This window comes from Mycobacterium sp. NGS58 (assembly GCF_059812385.1).
The window spans coordinates 130,543-154,027 of sequence record NZ_JCALCO010000010.1 but is presented as its reverse complement, the minus strand read 5'-3'; the positions used below and the strand labels follow the sequence as shown (position 1 = coordinate 154,027).

General features: G+C 62.1%; 20 protein-coding genes and 2 pseudogenes. 16 read left to right on the top strand and 6 right to left on the bottom strand.

All coding sequences use genetic code 11. The annotated features are described in order from the left end of the window. Positions 1–1,070: 1,070 nt before the first annotated feature. The 9 genes and pseudogenes from AC5Y4H_RS12395 to AC5Y4H_RS12355 all read left to right on the top strand — a co-directional run bounded on the left by AC5Y4H_RS12395 (position 1,071) and on the right by AC5Y4H_RS12355 (position 10,685). A complete protein-coding gene (locus AC5Y4H_RS12395) occupies positions 1,071–1,244 on the top strand; it encodes a hypothetical protein (RefSeq protein ID WP_499981961.1) in 174 nt (57 codons plus the stop codon). Continuing rightward, a pseudogene (locus tag AC5Y4H_RS12390) lies at positions 1,244–1,707 on the top strand (DUF5994 family protein). The gene AC5Y4H_RS12395 and the pseudogene AC5Y4H_RS12390 overlap by 1 nt, the downstream one beginning before the upstream one ends. Before the next feature lie 2,496 nt (positions 1,708–4,203). After that, the gene (locus tag AC5Y4H_RS12385; RefSeq protein ID WP_499981959.1) at positions 4,204–4,758 is read left to right on the top strand and encodes a hypothetical protein; all 555 of its coding nucleotides are present in this window, start codon (positions 4,204–4,206) and stop codon (positions 4,756–4,758) included. A gap of 39 nt (positions 4,759–4,797) precedes the next feature. Then, positions 4,798–4,995 carry a hypothetical protein gene (locus AC5Y4H_RS12380; RefSeq protein ID WP_499981957.1) on the top strand — a complete coding sequence of 66 codons (198 nt, stop codon included), beginning with the start codon at positions 4,798–4,800 and terminating at the stop codon, positions 4,993–4,995. Between the two features lie 97 nt (positions 4,996–5,092). Beyond that, entirely contained in the window at positions 5,093–5,893 is an 801-nt protein-coding gene (locus AC5Y4H_RS12375; RefSeq protein WP_499981955.1) for an alpha/beta fold hydrolase, read from the top strand. Further along, entirely contained in the window at positions 5,884–7,062 is a 1,179-nt protein-coding gene (locus AC5Y4H_RS12370) for a PP2C family protein-serine/threonine phosphatase (RefSeq protein ID WP_499981953.1), read from the top strand. Before AC5Y4H_RS12375 ends, AC5Y4H_RS12370 begins: the two co-directional genes overlap by 10 nt. A 500-nt stretch (positions 7,063–7,562) precedes the next feature. After that, positions 7,563–8,807 carry a fatty acid desaturase family protein gene (locus tag AC5Y4H_RS12365; RefSeq protein WP_499981951.1) on the top strand — a complete coding sequence of 415 codons (1,245 nt, stop codon included), beginning with the start codon at positions 7,563–7,565 and terminating at the stop codon, positions 8,805–8,807. Positions 8,808–9,182: 375 nt separating this feature from the next. Then, complete coding sequence (locus AC5Y4H_RS12360; protein ID WP_499981949.1) at positions 9,183–9,890, top strand: GAF and ANTAR domain-containing protein; 708 nt, start codon at positions 9,183–9,185, stop codon at positions 9,888–9,890. A 39-nt stretch (positions 9,891–9,929) separates the two neighbouring features. Next, positions 9,930–10,685 (top strand): GAF and ANTAR domain-containing protein, encoded by a 756-nt coding sequence (locus tag AC5Y4H_RS12355; protein ID WP_499981946.1) that lies wholly within the window; start codon positions 9,930–9,932, stop codon positions 10,683–10,685. 8 nt (positions 10,686–10,693) lie between these two features. Here AC5Y4H_RS12355 and AC5Y4H_RS12350 read toward each other — a convergent pair whose 3' ends face one another. From AC5Y4H_RS12350 to AC5Y4H_RS12340, 3 genes are all read right to left on the bottom strand, one after another. Continuing rightward, positions 10,694–11,497 carry a GAF and ANTAR domain-containing protein gene (locus AC5Y4H_RS12350; RefSeq protein ID WP_499982049.1) on the bottom strand — a complete coding sequence of 268 codons (804 nt, stop codon included), beginning with the start codon at positions 11,495–11,497 and terminating at the stop codon, positions 10,694–10,696. Between the two features lie 58 nt (positions 11,498–11,555). After that, on the bottom strand, positions 11,556–13,190 hold the full coding sequence (locus tag AC5Y4H_RS12345; protein ID WP_499981943.1) for a fatty acyl-AMP ligase: 1,635 nt from the start codon (positions 13,188–13,190) through the stop codon (positions 11,556–11,558). A gap of 504 nt (positions 13,191–13,694) precedes the next feature. After that, positions 13,695–13,919 (bottom strand): cold shock domain-containing protein, encoded by a 225-nt coding sequence (locus AC5Y4H_RS12340; RefSeq protein ID WP_499981941.1) that lies wholly within the window; start codon positions 13,917–13,919, stop codon positions 13,695–13,697. A 201-nt stretch (positions 13,920–14,120) separates the two neighbouring features. Between AC5Y4H_RS12340 and AC5Y4H_RS12335 the strand changes: the two genes are divergently transcribed. Further along, positions 14,121–14,906, top strand: a complete 786-nt coding sequence (locus tag AC5Y4H_RS12335; RefSeq protein ID WP_499981936.1) for a DUF5994 family protein — start codon at positions 14,121–14,123, stop codon at positions 14,904–14,906. 100 nt (positions 14,907–15,006) lie between these two features. Here AC5Y4H_RS12335 and AC5Y4H_RS12330 read toward each other — a convergent pair. Together AC5Y4H_RS12330 and AC5Y4H_RS12325 are read right to left on the bottom strand one after the other, a co-directional pair. Continuing rightward, positions 15,007–15,452 (bottom strand): annotated as a pseudogene (locus AC5Y4H_RS12330) (DUF5994 family protein). A 192-nt stretch (positions 15,453–15,644) separates the two neighbouring features. Then, positions 15,645–16,448 carry a transglutaminase-like domain-containing protein gene (locus tag AC5Y4H_RS12325; protein WP_499981931.1) on the bottom strand — a complete coding sequence of 268 codons (804 nt, stop codon included), beginning with the start codon at positions 16,446–16,448 and terminating at the stop codon, positions 15,645–15,647. A 445-nt stretch (positions 16,449–16,893) separates the two neighbouring features. Here AC5Y4H_RS12325 and AC5Y4H_RS12320 point away from each other — a divergent pair, with 445 nt between their 5' ends. The 6 genes from AC5Y4H_RS12320 (at position 16,894) to AC5Y4H_RS12295 (ending at position 22,957) form a co-directional block, all read left to right on the top strand. Beyond that, on the top strand, positions 16,894–17,427 hold the full coding sequence (locus AC5Y4H_RS12320) for a DUF5994 family protein (protein WP_499981929.1): 534 nt from the start codon (positions 16,894–16,896) through the stop codon (positions 17,425–17,427). Next, entirely contained in the window at positions 17,427–18,947 is a 1,521-nt protein-coding gene (locus AC5Y4H_RS12315; protein ID WP_499982045.1) for a wax ester/triacylglycerol synthase domain-containing protein, read from the top strand. The genes AC5Y4H_RS12320 and AC5Y4H_RS12315 overlap by 1 nt, the downstream gene beginning before the upstream one ends. 250 nt (positions 18,948–19,197) lie before the next feature. After that, positions 19,198–19,347 carry a hypothetical protein gene (locus tag AC5Y4H_RS12310; protein WP_499981927.1) on the top strand — a complete coding sequence of 50 codons (150 nt, stop codon included), beginning with the start codon at positions 19,198–19,200 and terminating at the stop codon, positions 19,345–19,347. Between the two features lie 49 nt (positions 19,348–19,396). Beyond that, complete coding sequence (locus tag AC5Y4H_RS12305) at positions 19,397–19,546, top strand: hypothetical protein (protein ID WP_499981926.1); 150 nt, start codon at positions 19,397–19,399, stop codon at positions 19,544–19,546. Positions 19,547–19,613: 67 nt separating this feature from the next. Further along, a complete protein-coding gene (locus AC5Y4H_RS12300) occupies positions 19,614–20,036 on the top strand; it encodes an MmpS family transport accessory protein (RefSeq protein WP_499982042.1) in 423 nt (140 codons plus the stop codon). Continuing rightward, the gene (locus tag AC5Y4H_RS12295; RefSeq protein WP_499981924.1) at positions 20,033–22,957 is read left to right on the top strand and encodes an MMPL/RND family transporter; all 2,925 of its coding nucleotides are present in this window, start codon (positions 20,033–20,035) and stop codon (positions 22,955–22,957) included. The genes AC5Y4H_RS12300 and AC5Y4H_RS12295 overlap by 4 nt, the downstream gene beginning before the upstream one ends. Before the next feature lie 97 nt (positions 22,958–23,054). On the opposite strand, the gene AC5Y4H_RS12290 is transcribed toward AC5Y4H_RS12295, so the two are convergent. Beyond that, positions 23,055–23,279 (bottom strand): ferric uptake regulation protein, encoded by a 225-nt coding sequence (locus AC5Y4H_RS12290; protein WP_499981922.1) that lies wholly within the window; start codon positions 23,277–23,279, stop codon positions 23,055–23,057. Positions 23,280–23,485 lie beyond the last annotated feature (206 nt).

Genomic DNA, 23,485 nt, shown 5'->3' with positions numbered 1-23,485 from the left:
CATTCCCAATCAACGCGAAGCTGCCAGTGCGATCCGAGTTGCTGTGCTTCGCCGACCGCGTGGGGGACCACCCCTCGGCACTACGGGCCATGGGAGCAATTCGCGTCGTTGCTCACCGACGGGCTGGTGGCAGCCGGCAATCATGTCACGCTGTTTGCGCCACTGCAGACTCGATCACTGCGGCCAGCCTGCACGCAGCGGCGCCGTGGGACTGGTCTGAGGATGCGACAATCGACGCCAAGGTCGCAGAGTGCCTGCACGTCGCCTCGGTATTCGAGGGCGCCGACAATTCGACATCATTAACAACGGGTTCTATTTCTTGCCGCTCACATACATCGATCTCGTCCCGACACCCCGTCATCACCACAATCCACGGCTTCTCGTCCGATCGGATCATTCCCGTCTACAAGCGCTACGACAGCACCACCGCGTATGTGTCAATAAGCGACTCTGATCGACACCCCGATTTACACTATGCCGCCACGATCCACCACGGCATCGACCCCGACGACTTCGCAATCGATCCCAGCCCGGGCGAGGATCTGCTGTTCTTCGGACGGGTGAACCTACAAAGCGTTGGTAGGCCCGACGCGGCCGCGATCGCGGGGCACCGATCGCCAGCGTCGCCGTCGCCTCCACGTGGGACGACGTCGTCTTCGTCGGGGACCTCGCACTCATTACGCCGTCCGGAAATCGGCCCAGCGCTCACTTCAGCCAAGCCAGCGAATTGGCCGATTTAGAAGAACACGGAGTCACTTACGACCTGCTGGTAGTCGCGCCGCGCTCTAGCTGCGCCTTTAGGCCTTCCAAACGCCACGGTGTTCCTCTCGCGGCTCGAAGACGCTGAGCCGGTCGCGTAGATCCCAATTCGACAGGGAACAATAGGGGTACGGTGAGATGCACCGGTCAAGGTAGCGATGATGACATGGGTCCACGTTCTGTGCTGCCGTCGAAAACAAACTGGTCGGAACAACCATCGCGCCCTCATCGCACCCGGGTGCTAGATCCTCGGGGGTGCAGCAATGCTCGACCACACATCCAAGATCACTCCTGCACAAGGTGCAGGCTTCATGCGCGCCGTTGAGGCGCAGCTCCGCCAGGACTTGCACAACTACGCCGTCGAGTTACGGCAACTTGTCTACACCCTGCCCAACTGGGTGGTGAGCACGCTTTCCTTCACTTGTCGGGTCGAATTCTTGCTGCCGCCGACCAAGCAGTCGCCAAGAGAAGCTAGCCAACCCTGATGATTTATTCGCCCGCAATCGGTCGCCGGGACGATTCTGTACGGCTAAGCGTGGCCCGCACATTGGGCCGCGCCGTCGACGGCGCCTGGTGGCCGCGCGTGGATCGCATCACCATCGAATTGCCTCACGTCGTCGCGGCCTTAACCCGTTGCTTGGACGCGTCACCGCAATCGAAGTCAACTGGCCGCCACTACAACGACCACCCAACTTGAACTTGCCGCGGTGGGAAGGCAAACCCCAGCATGTGATGACCGCTAGCGGCGTCGACGCCAGCGCCAAACTCTTAATCATCCCGTACGCGACCCGCGGGGCGCTCGCGCTGATGGTGCTACGCCTCGCCGCCAACCTACCCGTCGACCCAGCTGACCGCAAAACACCCGCATTCCTGACCGCCGGCTCGATTCTGCTTGCCGCCCAACAACAATGCGCACCAATCAAAGCTGATTACCCCAGGAGGAAATAGTGGCCATCTTCGACGCAGTTATCCCACAGACGCGGCAGGTTGACCCAGGAGCGAGTACTCATCCGCCGCGCCGCGATATAAGCGTAAGCGGCACGCCGTCGCCCGTGCCGGAACCAGACGAGCAACGACGTCGCGACGAAAAGCGTCGCAAACATGTGCCTTATGAGCGAGAGCGCCACGACCAGGCACGCGCGACCAGGCACGCCGCGAGCAGGAGCGCCGTACCGAACGGCGCCGCGAGGAAGAGCGCCGCAACGGGTAGCCGCTCCAGCAGTCGTCGCCGAAATTCCTCGCCGCGAGGTGGAACCGGATCGTCGTGGCCGGCGTCCAAACAGTTGATCGGGCCGCTCCCGCGCTCTCCCGGGGACGGCCCAAACTACCTTTTCAGATCGTCGGACTCTGAGGGTTGCACATCGGAGTCATCTTCGTCTTCGGTGGCTTGCGGGGGTTGTTCGTCGCCACCTGGCGGCGGCTGTTCGGCGGTCGTCACGGTATGGCGCTTACCCGTGTTCACGTCACCGGAAACCAGCCGCAGCGAGATCGCATGGCGCTCTAAACTGAACGACGGGCCGTGCAAGAGGAGCGGCAAATGGCAGACGACACCAGCTCGTTGAGAACCCCTAGGTGCCCCTCGTTCTAGCCCCTGATAGGGCCGGCTGGCGCTGCTGGCGCGGTGTTACCGAGAAGGGCGTCGAGCACGGTGTCTAGTCGAAGTCGTGGGAACCCTGGTCGGGTATGTCCGCGTCTGACTAGTTGATTGGGCCGCGCCCTGCTGCTCTCCCTGGCGGACCCGGTCTTGCACGTCTTCAAACGGCAATGTGTTGCCGTCGCGCTCGAAGACACCGAGCCCGTCACGTAGATCCTCGATTCGACAGGGAACAAATGAGGTACTGTAAGTGCACCGGTCAAGGTAGCGATGATGAGATGGGTCCACGTTCTGTGCTGCCGTCGAAAACAAACTGGTCGGAACAGCCATCGCGCCCTCATCGCACCCGGGTGCCAAATCCCAAGGGGTGCAGCAATGCTCAACCGGCGACAGGTGGCCACGGGCACGTTCTGTGGAGGTAACCATCCCGAGCAGATGGAATACTATTACGCGCTGGTAGACGGCGTCGAAGTCCCTGAAGGTCACAGCGGTCCACGCTGCTTCCGAGGCGGCTGTCCCGACAATGTCGCGGCTTTGGCCAGAGAGAAGCGCGGCGGGCGCCCGATGACATAACGACCACCGGTGACACGAGTGCAGTCCAAACTCTGAGTGACGGCCACGTCGCAACCGGGTTGGGGACGATTCCGGTGAGCAAGTACCCGGATGCCTGAAAGTCGAGGGAACCGGATTGGGTCTAGCCCGCGTCTGACTAGTTGATCGAGCCCGTCCTCGACCTCGAATTCTACCGAAAGCAGTAAACTTTCGGCCGCTCCCACCGTGAGCTCCCCGACTGCGTCGGACAAATGGGCTGACGACAATAGCCCAGCGCGATCTCATTTCGATCGTGGGTCCAAAAGCGGGCTTGGGACGCGTCGATCGAATCGAAAAGGTGGCGCTAGCCATCGGTCAGGATCCATGATGAATGCGAAGAAACCTGGTGGTTGATGCGCCGTCCGGCGTGTCCGCAGGCTGTCCGGTCAACCCTAGTCCGAGGTTAGCTCATATTTGGTGAGACGCATAGCCGCCGCCGATTTCCGATCCCGCTGCTGAGGTGCGCCGCGATTCGACGTCGGAGAAATCGATTTTGAAAGCTGTTGTATGGCAGTTGGTCTCGATAAGTAGTCGAAGCTGGTGGCCAGTCAGTCTAAATTATTGCTGGCAGTTCTCACCGTTTCGTCGGGGTGATGGCGGGTACGCCCGTTTGTTAGGCAAGCGGTTGCCCCGGGGATGCCGTGTCGCTTAGCCCCTGGAAGTCATGAAGCGGCTTCCGGGGGCGCCTTCAGCGACCGCCGTCGGCTAAGCGATGGCGTGCGGTCATCACCGCACCGATAGACCACGTGATCAACACCTTATACAACCCGGTCTGTGAACCGAAAAGTGTTGTGTTGAACTGCATCTCGTGATCAGGGGACGTCTGGATGGATCCAGAGCGGAAGGCTGCGGTGCCCCTACTCTCGGTGTCATGGAGCGCGTGGACGTCATCGAGCGTTTGGAGGTGTATCGTCGAAGTAACAGAAGCCCAGCTAGTCCGGGATGAGTCAGCCGTCTGAGCTGGCTGCACTGAGCAACCGCTCACGCCGGAGACGCCGGTGCCAACCGCAGTTGGGATCGCCTTGAGCGCTTTGGCTCCACTTCATAAACCGACGGATCCCATTGGGGGGCGAGGATTTTCTCATGACCCGAGTTTCGGCATCCTGAGTGCCTGCCCATCAGTGCGATGCGGGCTGCTGTGGTTCGGTGCTGCGCGGACCTCCGGGTTGGGCCGCCCATGGCGCCAACGTCAGTCGTCGTGCAAATGTCCGATGGGTGGCCGTGGCGCGTCGAGTCCTAGCTCAGCGACGGGTACGGGCATGACCACGACGTCACCAGCTCCGATCTTCGATCATCTGCTGCGGCTAAGCGATTGGCGCGGCACTTTAACGCATGCGCGGTCCGCCGAGCCGCTGCCCGAGTACGGTTACAGCACCGAAGATCTGGCATGGGTGCTTGTTGTTTCTGACCCGAGATCGAGGTCCAAACCGAACACTGAACGGTCTGACCCGGCTCGCATTGCGATTTTGAATGACCCGCAGGCTCTGACCGGCGCATGCCGAAATCGGATGGACGATTCAGGTGACTGGGTTGACGAACCCGCCCTTGAGGACTTCATGGGCGACAACGACGCGGGAGAGCCGATGAGGGATCCGGAAACGGGCCGCGGGTACGACGCACTGCACGCGGACGGAGTGGACAGTAATCGGGTGCGGAACCACCTTGGCGGTCATCTCTACGCGCAGCACGCACGACGTTATCGATTGTGCGGCAATGATTTCGGCTGGGCCCGAGGTACTCAGCATAGCCCGGCCGGTCACGTCTGGCGGACGCATGGCATCGCCCGTCAACGCTATTCAATGTTGTCAGAATGACGACTGCCGGCATTTGCCGGCGATTTTGGAGGTTCAACCATGACAGTTACCGTGACTCTGCCAGACGGAGCAATCGAAAGGTATATGCGGTTCGGCGACGCCTACCGTAGGCACAGCGATGGCTCGCTGGACGTCATTCGCGGTGGCGTTAAGCGAGCGCACAAGTATGCGCGCGACGAGTGGTCCGATGTTTCGGGCGACGAAAAAAGTTGGAAGAAGATCCGTTTCTGGGATTGATCTCACCGGGCGTGGTTTCTCCGGGTTCTCGCCGGCGGCGGACGAGCACCATCACCGCCCGGCGGTGCGCTCCGCAAGGGGCGCTTACAGTGGATGCGTGGACGTCTACGCCAGGAACAACATCAAGATCGTTGGCGCCCCAGACGGGCCACTGATTCTCCTCGCACATGGGTTCGGCTGCGATCAGCAGCTGTGGCGTCGGGTCGTCGACCGGCTGCAGCGGGACCTCCGCCTGCTGCTCATCGACCACGTCGGCTGCGGGGAGTCGGATCCGGCTTGCTGGGACCCGCAGAAGTACTCGTCGCTGACCGGATACGCAGCCGATATTCTCGACATCGTTCGTGAACTTGACCTTTGCGATGTCGTGTTTGTCGGGCACTCCGTCGCGGCCATGATCGGCGCCCTGGCGGTCATCGCCGAGCCCGATCGATTCGCCAAGCTGATCATGCTCACGCCTTCGCCGCGCTACATCGATGACGACGGCTATCGCGGCGGGTTTTCGCAGTGCGACATCGACGAACTCCTTGAATCCTTGGAGCTCAATTACCTGGGCTGGTCGCATACCATGGCACCCGTAATCATGGGAAACCCGGATCGCCCAGACCTGCAGGCCGAACTGGTCGAGACCTTCTGCCGCAACAACCCCGCGCATGCGCGCGTATTCGCCCGCGCCACATTCCTTTCCGACAACCGAGACGACTTTGCACAGATCCCGGTTCCCACGTTAGTGATTGAGTGCGCACGCGACGCGATCGCACCGCGTGAGGTCGGCAACTATGTCCACGAACATATCCCGGACAGTCGACTGGTCACTCTCGATGCAACTGGCCATTGCCCCCAAGTGAGTGCCCCGGATGCCACCGCTTCTGCGATTTTGGCTTTCGTTCGATGCGGGTGACCGAGCCCAACCTGGACGACTTCTGGGAACACAGTCCATGTGGCCACCTCATCGCGCACCCTGACGGTCGAATCATCCGGGCCAACGATACGATGGTCCGGTGGTTGCGCTATGAGCGAAATACCTTGCAGAGCAAGTCATTAAGCGATCTCTTCACCCCCGGGGGACGCATCCACTACGAGACCCATTTCGAGCCATTGCTCCGCATGAGCGGTGAGCTCAGCGGTGTCACAGTTGACCTGGTGACAGCCGACGGGGTACGCCTGCCTATGTTTCTTATTGCCAACGTCAAGGCGGGTCCGCGCGGGCAGGTGGAGTTGCTGCGAATCAGCGCCGTCGATGCGGCAGATCGCCGCGCGTACGAACGAGAGCTTTTGGAAGAGCGGCGGCGGGCCGAGGCCGAGCACGACCGGGTACGGGCGTTTGCCGACACGCTGCGACGCTCGCTCCTGCCGCCGGTGCTCTCGCCTCCGAACGGGTTGGACGCAGCCGACTATTACTACACCGCGTCCGATGACGATGTCGGTGGCGACTTTTACGATCTGTTTCCACTGTCCCGCACCAAGTGGGGCTTCTTCCTCGGTGATGTCGTCGGCAAGGGGGTCGAGGCGGCGGTCGTCACTGGATTGACCAGGTATGTGCTGCGCTCGGCCGCTGTATCCGACGACGACCCGGACCAAGTTCTGCACAATCTCCACGCCGTCCTCGGGCAGAAGCTTGGCACCCGGAACGAGAGCTTCTGCACCGTGATCTATGGCAATCTCACCAGGCGCGGTGATGGCTTTGATGTCGAGCTTGGCAGTGGCGGGCATCTACCTCCGTTGCACTTGCACGGCGACGGCGCCGCCCGCTACATAGATTGCATCGGTGGTCACGCCGTCGGCCTCGTTAAAGAGCCGCGATTCGTGGCCACCCGTTTCCACCTCGGGCCCGGCGACACGCTGGTGCTCTACACAGACGGACTCACCGAGGCCAGCACCGGTGTCGGTCGCGAACGATTTGACGATCGGGGCGCCCTACTACGCTTCGCAGCATCCCATGCGCCAGCGACGGCGTCAGCCATCGTCGAAGCTGTTCACACATTGCTCGACGGCCTTGGTTCTGGGGTCGAGGACGACGTCGCTGTGTTGGCGCTTGGCGTGCCCCTCCCGCCGGGTGAGCACGTGTAGCTTTCCGTTGGCCCGGCAATCTCGTTTCGATCACCACCTGCCATGCACATCGCGGGGATTTGCAGGCTCATGTAGCCTCGGAGTCGACCGCGCACCAGCGTGTTGCATGAGTGTGTCCCGGACGCCTACGGTCAGGGTTCACGGCGTAGAGCCATTAAGGCAGGTGTATCAAGCAGATGGCTCAACGCCCACCGGACCCTTAAGGGCCGGGCAGGCTGCCGTACGGTCAGACTCCGGTGACGAGGGGCAACGACGGTAACCGCCGCAGTAGTGCAGCCGTATTCGCGGCCGACGAGATCAAACTCGTCGCCCGATGCCGCAGTAGTTCTGCTGATCGAGAATTTCCCGGCTTATTTGAGCTTGCGGCTATCGTCCCGTCTCGCGGGCGACTGACCACCCATAGATCGGACGTACCTGCCCATGCTGCGGTTCGCAAAACTTCCCTGGCTGTGTGTCGGCGCACAGAGGCCGCTCAGTACGCGCGAATCACGTTGATTCCAATGGCTATTACCGAAGTACCTGAATACGCTCATTTGAGTGACGAAGATCTTGAGGCGTTCGCGGCCGAACTGGAAGCGATCCGTTGCGATATTGAGGTGTCGCGCGGCACTAAGGACCGCGCATACATCGTGCGCGCCATTGCTTTTCAGCGTTGCCTCGAAATTGCGGCGCGGCTGGTCATCGCCACGAGCAGAGGCAAGCGCGGATGGGCCGTCGGGACGGCGGCTCTAGCCGCGGCCAAGTGCATCGAGAATATGGAGCTCGGCCATAACATCAGCCACGGTCAGTGGGATTGGATGAACGATCCGGAAATCCATTCCAGTACGTGGGAGTGGGACATGGCCGGTCTCTCGGCGCAGTGGCAGCACTCTCACAACTACCGACACCATGTCTTCGCGAACGTAGTCGGCATCGACGATGACCTCGGGTTCGGCATCATGCGCGTCACCCGCGACGATGCTTGGCAGCCGGGCGCGCTGGCCCAGCCGTTGCGCGCGGTGCTGCTGGCCCTTCTGTTCGAATGGGGCGTGGCTTTGCATTGCCTGTATGCAGTGCAGGAACGCGAGAGTACCGATGCCGGCAAATCCGCCCACGCAAAAGCCCTCCGCTGCAAGATCGCTCGACAGGTCGGCAAGGACTATGTGCTGTTCCCTGCGCTGAGCCGCGGGCGGTGGCGACGGACCCTGGGGGCTAACGTGGTGGCCAACGGACTTCGCAATGCCTGGGCGTATCTAGTCATTGTCTGCGGTCACTTCACGGATGGTGCGGAAAAGTTCACCGAGTCGGTCCTCGACGGTGAGACGAAGGCCGAATGGTATCTGCGCCAAATGCTGGGTACGGCGAACTTCAACGCCGGGCCGGTCATGGCATTCATGAGTGGAAACCTCTGCTATCAAATCGAACACCATCTCTTCCCCGATTTGCCGAGTAATCGATACCCTGAGATTGCCGCGCAGGTCCGCGCGTTGTGCGTCGCTTACGACCTGCCTTATACGACGGGCCCGTTGGTTCGTCAGTACCTGCTCACCGTGCGCACCATCTGCAAATTGGCGTTGCCGGACCGGTTTCTGTCGGCCTCCTCTGACGACGCGCCAGAAACAGCCTCGGAGAACAGGTTTCGGATCACGGGGGAAGCGGTGACGCGATCGTTAGCGGGCAGAGATGCGAAGCGGCGGGGTTTATCGACAGCGATACTTGCCCGAAACAACTCACGCGAGCGCCGAATTCGACCTGCTCACCGCTGATGCCCTCTGATCGACTTGCAACGCAACGATTTTCATCTTGCTGCGACTGTTTCGCCATTGTTTCGATTACTCCCGTACCCGATTGACCAGACCGATAACGTATCGCGAATCGATCTCTTCACGCCGTAGCCGTAGTAGACGCGATGAGGCCCGCTCGCGGTGTCGTCGGCGTTTGCGTGACTGTGATCCACCTGCCAGACGTCGGATCTTCGAGCGTGTCACGCTCCCGGATCTCCGACAGCGGCACCTTCTCTACTGCATGTTCCGAACTGTGGCACTCGTAAAAACGGCGAACTAGTGAAAGGCTGACGGGATGACGTCCCCGACGAGCCACGTGGGCACCGATGCGGCCGCCCGGCCCCTGTTCGGCTAAATGTGGCAATCCACGAGCAACTCCGCGCTGCTGTCGAAGGCCGGCGCGGGACGGAGGCCGCGGACCGATTGTGCGAGGCCTGTGTAGTGCTGCTCGACGTTGACGCAGCCGCGATCTCGATCGTCTTCGACGGCGCGAGCAGCGGAACACTTGGAGCCAGCGGCGAGCCTGCCCGTAGGTACGACGAACTTCAGTTCATCCTCGGAGAGGGACCATGCTTGGATTCCGTCGCGCGGCGGATCCCGGTCCTGGTCGTCGACCTCGCCGATCCCGAGGAGGCTCGCTGGCCCGTCTATGGTGCCGCCATGCTTGCGAACCAAATCAGGGGTGTATATGCCATACCGGTCGTGGTTGCCGGTGAGTTTGTTGGTGCGCTGGATCTCTTCCGCGCGCAGCCGGGTCCGCTCCCAGGCAATGAGCTGGCCAGTGCTGTCGCCGCCGCGGAGTTCGCAGGAATTCCACTACTGGATCTTTTGGACGCCGACCTGCAGGCCGCGGTCGCAGACCCTAGGAGCAACGCCTGGGCCGAGCTGAATGCGTTGAGTCGCGTGGAGGTCAGCCAGGCGACCGGAATGCTCGTCGCCCAACTCGAAGTGGAGCCGGCCGAGGCGCTGGTCCGGCTGCGGGCCCATGCCTACGCCACCGGCCGCAGCGCCACCGATGTAGCCCGCGCCATCCTCGATCGCCGTCTGCGACTCGAGGCGGACTGATGCGCCTTGACTGCCAGGAGAGTCAGGAAGGAGGACAGCGTGACTGGGGCCCCTCGCGAAACCCGCGTGCTGGATGCCGTCGTATCGATCGTCGATAACCTGCTCGACGATTTCGATGTGGTCGACCTGTTGACCGGGCTGACAGAGCGATGTACCGAGTTGCTCGACATCGAAGCGGCGGGATTTCTGCTCGCCGACCCATTGAACCGGCTCCGCCTGCTGGCCGCCACCTCGGAGCAGGCCCGCGAGCTGGAGCTGTTCCAGCTGCAAGCCGACGAAGGTCCGTGCGTGGACTGCTACAGCACCGGCCAAGCGGTGTCGGTCGCCGACGTTCAAGGGGCGTTGGAGCGGTGGCCACGGTTCGTTCCGGTCGCCGTCGATGCCGGCTTCGCGTCGGTGCACGCGGTCCCGATGCGTGCCGCCGGCATCGTACTGGGCGCGCTCGGCTTGTTCGGGACCCGACGCGGCGAGCTCAACGACGCTGACCTGCTCGTCGGCAAAACCCTGACGCACATCGCATGCGTGGCGATCCTTCAAGAACACCCGCCCACACCGTCGTCGGTGATGCCGCAACTACGCTTGGCGCTGACTGGTCGCGTCGTTGTCGAGCAGGCCAAGGGTTTACTTCGCCAACTGCTGGACGTGCCCGTCGAAGACGCCTTCAAGCTCTTGCGGACCTATGCGCGAGCAAACGGCGCACACCTGACGGATGTTGCCCGAAGATTGATGACCGACCCCTACTCGCGGCTGCTCATCGTGGCGGAGCTCGACGAATTGCGCGCCGGGCCAATGTAATAGCGGCTTCAGCGACGCGGCGCTCGGGCGCGCCGCGCGGCCTCCTCGACCAGCCGTTCGGCGACGGTGTGCAGCTTGACGTTTTCGGTTTGGCTGATCTGGGCGAGCCGTTCAAAAGCCTCGTCCGCCCCCGCGCCCGATCGGCTACGGATGATGCCGACCGCCTGATCGATCACCGATCGGCTGTCCAATGCCCGCTGCAATCGCAGTGTCCGTTCATGCGCAACGGCCAGCAACTGGGCGTTGTACACCGACACGGCCGCGGATCGGGCGAATTGGGACCCTAACTGCACCGCGTGATCGGCGAACGCATCGCGGGCGGCTGCATAGGCGTTGATCGCACCGATCACGTGTTCGCCGACGATCAGCGGCAGCGCTAACGCGGAATGCATGCGCATGCGGGCCACCCGTCCACCGAAGTGCGGCCAACGGATGTCACTGCCCAGCGATCCGCTCACGGTGGGGCGTTTGGACTCCATACAGGTGATGCAGGGGCCCTCGTGCAGTTCGCTGTATTGCACCGTGTCGATGTCGTGCACAAGCATCGCTGTGGCCGCCCAAGTGCGAAGGCTGGAGACACCATACTGCGGATCGATCAACGCGACGCCGACGCCGTCGGCGCCTGGAATCGCCTGCGCGGCGAACTCCGCTACGTCCCGGAGGAGGTCTATCACCGCACGCCCGCCGGACACAATTCCGGCCACCCCACGCAGCCCGGCGTAAAGCTCGGCCTCATCCGCATCCCGCTGAGCGGCGGAGAGTTCTGGCACTGCGGGCGCCGTGCGATTGGGTTGGGCGTCGAAGTCGGCCAACATCCCTCCTCGCGTACACCCTCGACCGCAAACTTACTCTCTGTCGGGTATCCCGAATTCAGCCGACGAGTGTCAACGTACGCGTGCGCCGCAGCTTGCCGGATGGCGTCTTGGGAATCGTTCCGGGCTCGAGCACCGCTACGTTGCGCGGCCTGACATCCACCTCGGCAATCACCTCGTGTGCCACCTGTTGTTCGATACGCCGCACCTGGGCCGTGTTCTGCCAGTCGTTCGACTCAACGGCGACCGCAAACGTCTCTCGTGCATGTCCCCCTCCCAAGCGCACCGCTACCACACTTCCAGGCCGGACCCCGGAAACACGCGCGGCGGCGCGCTCGATATCGGTCGGGTAAATGTTTCGCCCAGCCATGATGATCACGTCCTTGACTCGGCCGCAGACGACGACGTGACCAGTCTCGGTGAGGTAACCGAGATCGCCGGTGTCATACCAGCCCTGGTCGTCCTGTACCGCGACGAAGCCGGCCACCGTCTGGTAACCCAGTGTCACCGGCTCACCGCGCACCTCGATGACGCCGACCGCGCGGGCGGGCAGAATATCTCCGTCTTCACCGACGATGCGCACTTCGACTCCCTGAAGTACGCGCCCCAGCGTGGCCAGTCGCCGGGTTTTGCCCTTGCTCGCCGGAACAGCCCGGTGCAGCACGGCGAGTAGGTCGGCGTCGACCTCATCAATAGACAGACCCGCGCCGCACTCGGAGAACGACACGGCCACGGTCGTTTCGGCCATGCCGTAGGCAGGCAAGATCGCCTCCCGGTGTAATCCGAACGGCTTGCCCGCTTCGCAGAAGTCTTCGACGTCGTCGGGTTCGACCTGCTCGGCGCCCGACAGCGCCCATCGCAGGCTGGACAGGTCGAACTGGCCGGGCTCAGCCAGGCTGCGAAGGCGTTTGGCGAGCAGGGTGTAGGCGAAGTTGGGCGCAGCGGTCATGGTGCCCTTGTACTTGTCGATGAGCTTGGCCCACAGCAGGGTGTCGCGCAAGAAGTCCATCGGCGTGACCTTGACGAGTTCTGTACCGAAATACATTGGCACGGTTAAGAACCCGGTCATGCCCATGTCATGGAACAGGGGTAGCCAGCTTACGATCACGTCGACGCCCAGGTCGACCTTTGCGCCGACGAACATCGCCTCGGCGTTGGCGACGACATTGCGGTGGGTGATCCGCACCGCCTTGGGCGACCCCGTAGAACCGGATGTCAGCTGAAGAAGCGCGACATCGTCTTCATCGGTTGGGACAGGAACAATCGGGCGGCTTCCGAGCAGCCGCTGGATCGTCAACACCCGCATGCCCAGCTCGGACAGCAACGGGGCCGCGGCCATGAACGGGTCAGAGATGAGCACCGTTTTGGCGCCGATCATCTTGATGACGGCGGTGGTCTCCTCGGCCCACCGTATGAGATCGGTGCGCGGAGTGGGCTGGTGGAGCATCGTGAGGCTGGCACCGCGCATCCAGATGCCCTGGCTGGTCGGCGCGATCTCGGCCGGGGCACCGGCCAGCACCGGTACGGCATCACCGGGGCCGACGCCTCCGCTGGCCAAGCCGCCCGCGATACGACGGGCCCGCTCGTGAACCTCACCCCATGTGTGCCGGACCGGGCAGTTCGGCTCCCCAGTTATCAGACCATTCGAACTGGACTGCGCGGTCTGGTACATGAATTCGGTGAACTTACTCAAGGGCCCCCCTTTGGCTCCCGCCCCGCGGATGCCCGCCGGCGGCAATTTGAGATGGTGAATCGCAGACCCGCATGACCAGGTAGACGCGTCGAATGGTTTGACGACCGACGGACTGGACACAGGCTGACGATGACTGCGGCGGAAGCACCTACCCCTTTCAAGCACGCACCGTCACGCCGGTCTAAGCGGGGGATGAAGAAGCTCAGACGCCTTGATTTTATGTACCGACTGGCAATCGGGCACGAAGGCGCGCTGAAGCCGCCGCTAGGTTCAGCGACCCCCGGTGAGCCCCTGGACACACGACTCCGTCAGTGTCTAGGCCAACAGCACGATCTTGTGACTGTCGGCTGTTCAGGCGGTGCGGAATTGTTAAAGGCGGGGACCTCAACGGGTCGCCACCAGGCGTTTCCAGCAGGCTGGGGAGTCAACCGTGATCAACGATATCGCAGCGGGCATTCCGATAATTGGAAATCGCTGCCGGCGTGCGCGTATTTGCGCCGGTCGCTAGTTGGCAGTCACTCCCAAGCTGGGTGGATCCTTCGGCCCGTTACTGATGTCGGACTGGACTCGCGAATCCTCCTCAAGGAGGCGAAAGCCGTCCCCTCGGGCTTCGGAATGATGGACAACGCTTTTAGTGCCACTGCCCGGGGCGACAAACGCGAAACTCGTGTCGTTGTTGAACCATTTGACAAGTTCCTGCCGACTTCTCTCTGCTTTGAAAGTAGGCATGATTTCGATACGTCTGCGGAGAGATCTATTTGGGTTCGCAGCTCGCGGTTTCCGCGTCGTTCGGGGGTCCTTCGACTGACTGGATCCGACTGCGGACGGACAGCCAAACGAAATCAATTGTGCCGCATTGGCTTATATTCGCTCAATGCCTTGGTTGTCAAGCTCCGCAACGGCGTCTGAACGGGCGAAACATGCACCCCGATGCTGCGTGCGACGACAGGCTCGCGCCTGATGCGATCGCACAGAAGCAAATTGTGGCGTAACGTCGCTAATGAGCTGTTTTCGTTGTCAACGATAGCTCGATGCCTCAAACGGCATTCCCATCGAGATCACGGACAAGGTGATTTCACCGACGGCCCGTTTCGCGGGTTGATCGATCGAACTGCGAAGGGTTGCCTCATGCTGCAAGCAGGAGCGTCGATTGGTGGTATCGCCTCCCAACAGAATTCATCGATAGATGCGCTCACAGACCCTGTCGAGCAACGGCACGCGTGGAAGACCGCCGCGGTGACGGATCCCTTGACGTGCACCAAAACGGCAGGGCCACGGCGCCCTGCAAGCCCGGTGCGGCTCACTTTGGCACCCCGGCTCGGGAAGAAGATCGATGGCGCGTGGTGGCCCCGCACTGGGATGATCTCGCGGGAGCTAACTGAATTGGTATCTGTTTTGGACGGTCGATTGGGCCGGATCAGGGAAATAGACGTCAACTGGTCATCGTTACAACGCCAGCACGATCTGAATTGGGACTGGTGGCAAGGGATACGCCCACACATTATGACGGTTGGCGGCTGTGATGCGCGGGCGACCCTGCTGATCGTTCCGCATCGAACTGCTACGGCACTCGCGGTGATGGTGTTGCGCGAAGCCGCCGGCCTACCCGTGTATGCGGCCCACCGCGATTCGCGCGCCTTTCAGATCGCCGAATCCATAGTCCGCGTGGCCCGAGGCGAGCCAATGTTTGAAGCGCGCGGCGCGCGGCGAAGCTAGCTGCGCGGTGACAACTTGAAGTCGTAAGGCCGGAGACGAGCCCAGTTACCCTGGCGCATAAGGGATGCGCCGCTTTCCCGGGGCCATAACCCGTCTGGGTTCAAGCTTCCACATCGGCGGCGTTGGTCCTTTGGAGGTTCTCGACCGTCGAGGCGTTGCCTGAGCCGGCCGCGGTCATCATGATGGCATGTGCCTGGGTTGGGTCAGCGCGCGGGGAAACGACCAGCAAGACGATTTTCGCGGAATCAAGGCCAAGCACTTCGACGGTGCCAGCTGGCTGGCGGCGATACCCATCGATTCGTACCGTTCGGCCTCCGGTCATGAATTTGGTTGGCGGCGTTGCCCATTCGTTCACATTGTAGATCACTCGGCCGATCGGCCCGAGCCTGACTGACAGGACCGATAGCAGGTCGGGCAGCTCAGCAGAGAGGTCGTCACTGTGCGGCCACCACGCACCGTCGACGTACCCGCTCTCTGGGGCGCCTTGGATTTCAGCCTCAAACGCGGTGTATGTGCCGGCGGGGAGTGCCGGTGCCGTGAATCCATGTGGTCTTTTTTCAGCGTCACCGCGACGCTCCCGTCTTGACCGCGAGACCGGTCAAATCATGCGAATCGGCGACGACATGGCTTTGAATAGTCAGGTACGAAGTATCGCCAATGTCCCCAACACTACACGCGACGTCCAGAGCGAATGCCGGCAAGGTAGCCGCTGCGATCGGCCGATCGAGGCGCGCGTTGTCAGCGGATGGATACCAGCTGGTCGATCGAGTCCGCGGGCAAGTCGCCGTCCACGACTGCGGTCACGACCAGCCGGTTCAGCGTGATCGCACCTCTGTGGTTATCGAGGAACGCGGTGTCGGAGGCGTCACGACCGGTGGCTATGCGCACCAGGGTTTGCCGCGGCGCTAGTAGCGTCGCATCGACCACCCGCCATTGGCCCTCGACAAATGCCTCGGCCACCGCGTGAAAGTCCATCGGATACACACCCGCCGCGTACACCGACACCAGGCGGGCCGGGACGTTGACCGCACGCAGTAGCGCCACCACCAGATGCGCATAGTCGCGGCACACACCTTCGCCGGCGAGCAACGTTTCCACCGCCCCGTCGATCGGATCGCTGGAGCCGGGCACATAGTTCAGCCTGGTGCCCACCCACGAGCTCACATTCTCCAACAGCGTCGCGGAATCACCGTAGGTGCCGAATTCGGTTGCGGCGAAACCATAGAACTTATCGGCCTCGGCGTAGCGGCTGGGTCGCAGATACATCGACAGGTCGTATTCGGTCACCGGAGCCGGGTCAGTCTGACCTACGACCGTCGCCGCGTACTCAACTCTGAGTGTGCCCACCGGTGCGTCAAACTTATGGATGCGGTTGCCATGCACACCGCTGATTTCCAAGGGGTGGACCGGCTGTCCGTTCAAGACGATGCTCAGCGACTCGAAGACCTCGGTGCGCGGATGCGGAGCCACCGCAATCTGAAACTCCAGCGTCGTGGGCGCGGTGATCTCGGCTTCGATCTCGGCGCCCACTTCGCGTCTCATATCGCGATACTGCGCCAATTCTGAAGGATCCGCCAGGCGTGGTACGGCATCGGCTCGGGACGGCGTGTCTCTGCGAAGTCGCACGGGTAGCCCTGAGTTGGGGGCGTTGGCATCCGCAACCGCTTCGGCGCCACCTGCTCACACCGCTTGCACTACAAGCACTGGGTCAACTGGGCTGCGGCTGTAGTCTGTTGCTAGATGGCCGCTGCTGCGCAACTGCGGTGTTAGCGTCGAGTCTTCACTGTGTGTTATCCACCTAGCACGTCTCCCTGTAGAGCCGATAATTCGGCACGATCGTTCGGACTTGACGGCTGGCCAAGTACGGAGTCAGGGGTTACTGCGATTCCGTAGGCCGCCTCATGGTTTGCAACAGCCCTGCTGATGTTCGTCGGGAATGGCGTCGGCAGCACCCGCTTCAGACCAGATCGGAGTAGGGTGAAAAAGCATGAAAGCCAGGGCTCCTGGCGCCAGATATGTGGATGGTGCGTGGCGGCCACGCAATGATGACCTGACGATGGAGCCGCCGAAGATGATCGCAGTTTTCGGTGCGCGAGAGCGCCATGAGTCATGTGACATACAACCCTGCGAATGGAGAACGACGCCCACGAACGTCACCGGCGAACGTGCGGTCAAACTTGACGGGTCCCGTGACCAGCCGGCCAACACCGTCGAAGTCGTTGATGCCCAAGGCATCAAGGTTGTCTTGCTGGTTGTCCCGGCTCGCATCGATCCAGACCAAGCGCATTCGATCGTCATGGCAGCCGCCGCGTCGGGCAACGCGTCAAGCGTCGATGCCCTGTTCATGATCAGCCTAAAGGATAAGGAAAGCCATACGGAGAGGGCCGCCACGGGGGAGCGCTGCGATTCGCAAGGCAGCGCCAACGACCGAAGCGCCAAGATTCAGTCGGCATCTCGCGGGTGCCTGTTGGTAAAAAGCTCTGGCGCGAAAGGTCTCGTTGGAACGGGGGTGGTGTGCTGATGGTTGTGCGGTTGTCGGGGATCGATGCGCTGTCGCTGCACGCACGGAGCTCGAAGATGCCTGCCCACACGGTTACGCTGGTCGTCATCGACGCGTCCGACCAGCTCAGCCACCAGCGGCTACACCAACTGGTGGCGACATCGCTGCCGCAGATGGCGCGATTTCGCAGCCGACTGGTGGCCAAGCCGCTGGGTCTAGGACAGCCCCTGTGGGCCGAAATTGAGGACTATGACGCCTCTCCGCAGATTCATTGCGCAACGGTACGCGCCCCCGGTGGACGGAGAGAGTTGGCCGATCTCATCGCGGACGTCAGTGCCAGGCGGCAAGATTGGCGTAACCGGTTGTGGGAAGCGTGGAGCATCAACGGTCTGGCGGGCGGCCGCTGGGCATTGGCGGTGAAGACGTCGCCTGTGCTGAATGACGGAGCGGCGGGGATGGCGTCCTTATGGCCGCGGCTGCTGACTACTGTGCCGCACGCCGACGCGACCAACAATCTGCCGATAGAGCCGAGTCTCGGCTCGGCTCCGTCGGTCGGCGAAGTCGTTACCGATGTGATGACGGAGATCGCCGAGAACCATGTCACCGGCGTGTGGCTGATTGCTGAGGGCATGTCGAATGTAATGCGGGCCGTAAGTGGCCGGCTTTCCGGCAGCGCCGGACGGAACTCCATGACTCCAACCGCATCGCCGATGAGCGGGCCGGTGCCGCACACCGTGTTCGACGCGCCGCTGACCAAGCGGCGTGCGGTGGCCTTTGCCTCGATTCCGCTGGCAGACGTCAAGACGGTCAGCGGCGCGTTCGGGGGCAGCGTCCCGAACGTGGTTTTAGCTGCCTGCACTTTGTCATTGCGCGCTTGGCTGCAACAGCACGACAAGGTGCCCGACTATCCGCTGCTCATGCGGATGCCGTTCGAGTTGCCAGCCACAGATCCCCCAAACATCGGTAAGTCGTTGACTGTCGGGCGACTTCGCATCCCGGTACACATCGACGACCCTGTGCAGGTCCTCGCCAATCTCCATACCGCCACCGAAAGGCTGAACGCGGTTCGCAGCAAAAGGAACAAAAGGGGTGTGTCCGCAGTGGATTTAGCGATGATGGCTTCGGTTATGCCGCCGAGCGTAGTTCGCGTCGGTATGCGGCTTTATACCCGATCAGGTCTGCGGCATCAGTTCGAACCGATCTGTCACGGCGGTGTCTCCTACATCGCCGGTGAGGCGGTGCCGACATACTGCGCCGGGGCCAAGGTGGTCGGCATGCATACCGTGGCGCCACTAGGCGAGCAGAGTGGGTTGAATATCGGGCTGACCTCCCGTGGTGAGGACCTCGATGTGAGTGTATGTGCGTGCCCCGACAACGTCGCTGCGGTCGACGATATCGCGACCGGAATCGCCCACTCTGTCGATATTCTGCTGGCGGCAGCGCACGAATATCCTCGCGGGAAAGGCCGGTCCGTGGTCAGCGAGATGACGACACACTTTGCGAATCGTCCACGCCGCGGGAGCTATGACGGGTTCAAGTAAGTCCAAAGCGTCTGTCGCTCCCGTTCTAACCGCCGTGTGGCGCACCAATGGGCCTGTCGACCAACCAATGCTTTGACCCATGCGCTGGGGCCGCCGAAGGCTGATTCCCTTCGCCGCCCGTCGTGAGTTTGCGCTCGCGGCACGCGATGACGGAGACGCATGACGGGAGCGAAAAGTTGCGCGACGCCATAAAGCGAGCCGGGCGGCACGCAGAGTAATGGATGGAACCCCGTGGACCGGGGTGGCCATAATGGCCGACGACGAGATGCGGGCCATCCTGGGGCTGCCCGACAACGTCTATCACGCCACGACCATCGCCGCCGCCTACTACACCGGCACGACCTTCCGCCATGCCAAACGGATTCCGCTCGACGACGCGCTGCACTTCGACCGATGGTGAGCCGCAATGGGTCTGGCGGCCAGTCATCGTCGCGCGTCGAACGGCCTTCATGGTGACGTGGCGCAACACGGCACCGACCAGCCGCGCGATGGTGGTTGCGGTGATGGTGTCCATGGGCGCGTTCCGCGACTCCACGGTGATCAACCTGGCTTTGCCGGCCACCCCGGGAATCAATTTCACCGCGATTGCGTTCGGCTAGCCGTGGCGCACACGAAGAGATACCTGGATACCAGCCCGTCAAGCATCACTGATCGAGGGGCACGGTGTTGAGGCTTCTCAAGCGGGCATGGGTTCCGCTGGTCGTGGTCGTGGCACTGATCGTGGGCGGGGTTGCGGTTGGCCGGCTCAATGGCGTTTTCCCAGGACCTGGCTTGCCTAAGCCCGATCCCAGGGACGCGACCCCGCCGTACGCGGCCAAGACCGCCATCTACGAAATCCTGGGACCGCCCGGCACGATCGGCGTCGTCAACTGGATGGACGCGGAGTCATTGCCGCAGAAGGCCAGCTTCACCACACTGCCGTGGTCGAAGACGATTGTCGCCGAGATGCCCGGCATCTTCGCCTACGTCGTTGCCCAAGGGAACAGCCCATCCATCGGCTGCCGGATCACCGTTGACGGCAAATTGGTCGATCAACAACAGGTAAACACCCGGGACGCCCAGGTCTCCTGCTTGGACAAGTCCGCGTGATCGACGAAACCACCGACACCGACGAAATTCCCGTCGCGCAGCGCGCCGAAGTGGAGCACAAACCGCGTCTGGCCCGCGGCATCCGCGTCCTGGGGCTTCCGATTGTCGTGGCATGGGTGCTGATCGCGGTCGGTGTCAACGTCTTCGTTCCACAGTTGGAAAAGGTTGCCGAGGAAGTTTCGGTGCCGCTGTCACCATCCGATGCGCCGTCGGTGACCGGGATGAAGCACATCGGGGAGAAATTCAAGGAGTACGACTCCGACAACCTCGTACTGGTGACCCTGGTCGGTGACAAACCGCTCGACCAAGACGCGCACCGGTATTACGACATTCTCGTCACAAAACTCAAGCACGACAAGCACGTTGAGCACGCGCTGAATTTCTGGGGCCAGCGATTCACGGCGTCGGGTGTCGAAAGCTACGACCACAAAGCCGCCTACGTCCAAGTGAACCTGCGTGGTGACCAGGGCGGGGCCGACGGTGGCAAGTCCGTTGCCGCCGTGCGCAAAATCGTCGCGGATTCGACGCCGCCACCGGGAGTCAAGGCATATGTCGCCGGTCAAGGAGCCCTGACCAGCGACGTAATCGTTGTCGGTGACGCGAGCCTGGCCAAGATGACGATTATTACCATCATCATCATCGCGATCATGCTGATGTTCGTCTATCGATCCATCGGCACGGTACTGCTGACGATGGTCATCCTATTCGTCGGACTGGCCACCGGGCGCGGCGTAGTAGCGCTGCTGGGCGACACCGGCATCATGGGGCTTTCAACATTCGCCGTCAACTTGCTCACGGCACTGGCCATCGCGGCGGGCACCGACTATGCGATATTCATGGTCGGCCGCTACCAGGAGGGCCGGGAGCGAGGGCTGGACCGGGAAGCCGCCTACTACGACACCTTCGCCGGTGTCACCAAGGTGGTGCTCGGCTCGGGTCTGACAATCGTCGGGGCACTGGCCTGTCTGAAATTCACGCGGCTGCCCTACTTCAGTTCGCTGGCGTTTCCGTGCGCAGTCGGTCTGCTGGTAGTGGTGGCCGCCGGGGTCACGCTGACGCCGGCGCTGATCGCGTTCGCGAGCGGCTTCGGTCTGTTCGATCCGAAGCGCGAGTTCAACTACACGCGCTGGCGCCGTCTGGCGACGGCCATCGTGCGGTGGCCGGCGCCCATCCTCGCTACTTCGGTCATCCTCGCGATCGTCGGCGCCCTCGGCCTGATGGGCTTCAACCCGCGCTACAACGACCTGTACTATTTGCCCCAGAGCGCTTCGTCAGTGAAGGCCTACAACGCGGCCGATCAACACTTCACCCAGGCCCGTTTGAACCCGGACCTGCTGATGATCGAATCGGACCACGACCTGCGCAACCCCCGTGACATGCTCGTTTTGGACAAGGTTGCCGGTGCCATCTTCCACGTGCCCGGCATCGAACGGGTGCAGAGCATCACCAGACCCCTTGGCCCGCCAATTCAGGACGGATCCATTCCGTTCCAGCTCAGTGTGCAGAGCGCGCCGATTCGCAGCAACCTCAAATATTTGAAAGACCGTGTGGCCGACATCAAGAAGATCACCGGTTTCCTCGACACACAGATCGCCCTGTTGGAGCGCCAGTACACGGTGACCCAGAAGCTGGCGAACGCCGCGGACGACAGCTCGAAAACCACGGGGGAGACGGCGGCCATCACGGACGAGATCCGGGACCACATCGCGGATTTCGACGACTTCTGGAGACCGATCCGCAGTTACTTCTACTGGGAGAAGCACTGCTACGACATCCCGATCTGCTGGTCTCTACGATCGCTCTTCGACGCGCTGGATGGGTTCGATCAGCTGGCCGATAAGTTCCATGCACTCACCAGCGACCTCGCCAATACGGCCACGGCCACACGCGAGTTGCTGGCGATTATTCCCGAGAATATCGCTGTCTCGAAGTCCATCCGCGATACGACGTTGACCATCTACAGCACGTTCGACAGTCTGATCGATCAATTCGACCGGCTGACTGACACAAATGCCGTAATGGGCAAGTCGTTCAACGACTCTCAGGTAGAGAGCCTCTTCTACCTGCCCCCCGAAATTTTCCAGAACCCAGACTTTCAGCTGGGGTTGAGCTTGATGGTGTCGCCGGACGGCAAGGCGGCTCGCTTCATCATCACTCACACGGTGGATCCGGCGACGACCGAGGGGATCGCGTCCGTTGATCAGGAGCGCAAAGCGGCCCAGGAGGCGCTGAAACTCACCTCGCTGGAGAACGCCTACATCTACCTCGGCGGTACGGCCGCAACGTTTTATGACATCGCTAACGGCGCCAAGTACGACCTGATGATCGCCGCGGTGGCCTCGATCGTGCTCATCTTCATCATCATGGTGCTCGTCACACGCGCTTTGGTCGCAGCGGGTGTCATCGTCGGCACCATTGTGATGTCGCTAGGCGCCGCCTTCGGGTTCTCGACACTGATCTGGCAGCACCTTGGCGATTTCCAGTTGCACTGGGTAGCAACCGAATTCGCGTTGATCGTGCTCTTGGCGGTGGGATCCGACTACAACCTGATGCTGGTGTCCCGAATTGAGGAGGAGATCGGGGCCGGCCTGAAAACGGGACTTATCCGCGGCATGGGGGTGACCGGCCCCGTGGTGACTGCCGCCGGTGTGGTGTTCGCCGTCACCATGGCCACCATGATCACCAGCGATCTCCGGGCGATCGGCCAATTCGGCACCACGATCGGCATCGGCCTGCTGTTCGACACCTTCGTCGTCCGATCGCTCATTACGCCGTCGATCATGACGGTGATGGGGCGCTGGTTCTGGTGGCCGAAGCGGGTGCGAGTTCGCCCGGCAAGTCAGATGCTTCGGTCGGTGGGGCCGCGCCCGCTGGTTCGTGCTCTGTTGCATCACCCGCGACACGCGGTTTCGCAGACGTAGCACGACCGCGCCAGCCGGTTGCGGATTGTGTTGCGCCGGTGAAGGGTTGGCTGCGCTGAGCTTGCCGGCGCGCTGGCTGAATCCGCGGCTCGCGCTTCTACACTCCGCTTTTCGCCGCCTTGGCGGCATCGCGCTTGGCCTTCTCTTTCACGTGGGTCGAGCAGCAATGCCCCAGGTTGCGATGGAATTGGTCACTGCAATCATGCGAACAATAGACCGTTGCATCCGGAAGCCAGTCCGGATCGGACAGGTCACGCCGTGGGTCGTTCAGGTCGAACGTGTGGCCGCAATGTATGCAGGTCTTGATCTTGCTCTTGACCATAGTGGTCAGGCTACGCTCCATGGCCCTAAATCGGTGCTGGTTTGCCAGCACTTATCCACCGCTGCTTCGGCTTAGGGCAGCGCATTACTCACCCGGGTGAACCGGTGGTTGGGGTGATGACAGCTCACCCCACCTGCCGCAGTCTCAATACGACGCGCCGTCGATACGAAAAGCGGCGGTCCAGTCGAAGCCATCAGGAGAGCCAG

What these genes read in the sequence shown, in the direction of transcription:
- AC5Y4H_RS12335 (WP_499981936.1), top strand. Translation starts at nt 14,121, where the DNA reads ATGCTGCGTGCGACGACAGGCTCGCGCCTGATGCGATCGCACAGAAGC.
- AC5Y4H_RS12325 (WP_499981931.1), bottom strand. Translation starts at nt 16,448, where the DNA reads ATGAGACGCGAAGTGGGCGCCGAGATCGAAGCCGAGATCACCGCGCCC.
- AC5Y4H_RS12370 (WP_499981953.1), top strand. Translation starts at nt 5,884, where the DNA reads ATGCGGGTGACCGAGCCCAACCTGGACGACTTCTGGGAACACAGTCCA.
- AC5Y4H_RS12395 (WP_499981961.1), top strand. Translation starts at nt 1,071, where the DNA reads ATGCGCGCCGTTGAGGCGCAGCTCCGCCAGGACTTGCACAACTACGCC.
- AC5Y4H_RS12290 (WP_499981922.1), bottom strand. Translation starts at nt 23,279, where the DNA reads ATGGTCAAGAGCAAGATCAAGACCTGCATACATTGCGGCCACACGTTC.
- AC5Y4H_RS12380 (WP_499981957.1), top strand. Translation starts at nt 4,798, where the DNA reads ATGACAGTTACCGTGACTCTGCCAGACGGAGCAATCGAAAGGTATATG.
- AC5Y4H_RS12305 (WP_499981926.1), top strand. Translation starts at nt 19,397, where the DNA reads ATGGTGACGTGGCGCAACACGGCACCGACCAGCCGCGCGATGGTGGTT.
- AC5Y4H_RS12340 (WP_499981941.1), bottom strand. Translation starts at nt 13,919, where the DNA reads ATGCCTACTTTCAAAGCAGAGAGAAGTCGGCAGGAACTTGTCAAATGG.
- AC5Y4H_RS12320 (WP_499981929.1), top strand. Translation starts at nt 16,894, where the DNA reads ATGAAAGCCAGGGCTCCTGGCGCCAGATATGTGGATGGTGCGTGGCGG.
- AC5Y4H_RS12310 (WP_499981927.1), top strand. Translation starts at nt 19,198, where the DNA reads ATGGCCGACGACGAGATGCGGGCCATCCTGGGGCTGCCCGACAACGTC.
- AC5Y4H_RS12385 (WP_499981959.1), top strand. Translation starts at nt 4,204, where the DNA reads ATGACCACGACGTCACCAGCTCCGATCTTCGATCATCTGCTGCGGCTA.
- AC5Y4H_RS12365 (WP_499981951.1), top strand. Translation starts at nt 7,563, where the DNA reads ATGGCTATTACCGAAGTACCTGAATACGCTCATTTGAGTGACGAAGAT.
- AC5Y4H_RS12315 (WP_499982045.1), top strand. Translation starts at nt 17,427, where the DNA reads ATGGTTGTGCGGTTGTCGGGGATCGATGCGCTGTCGCTGCACGCACGG.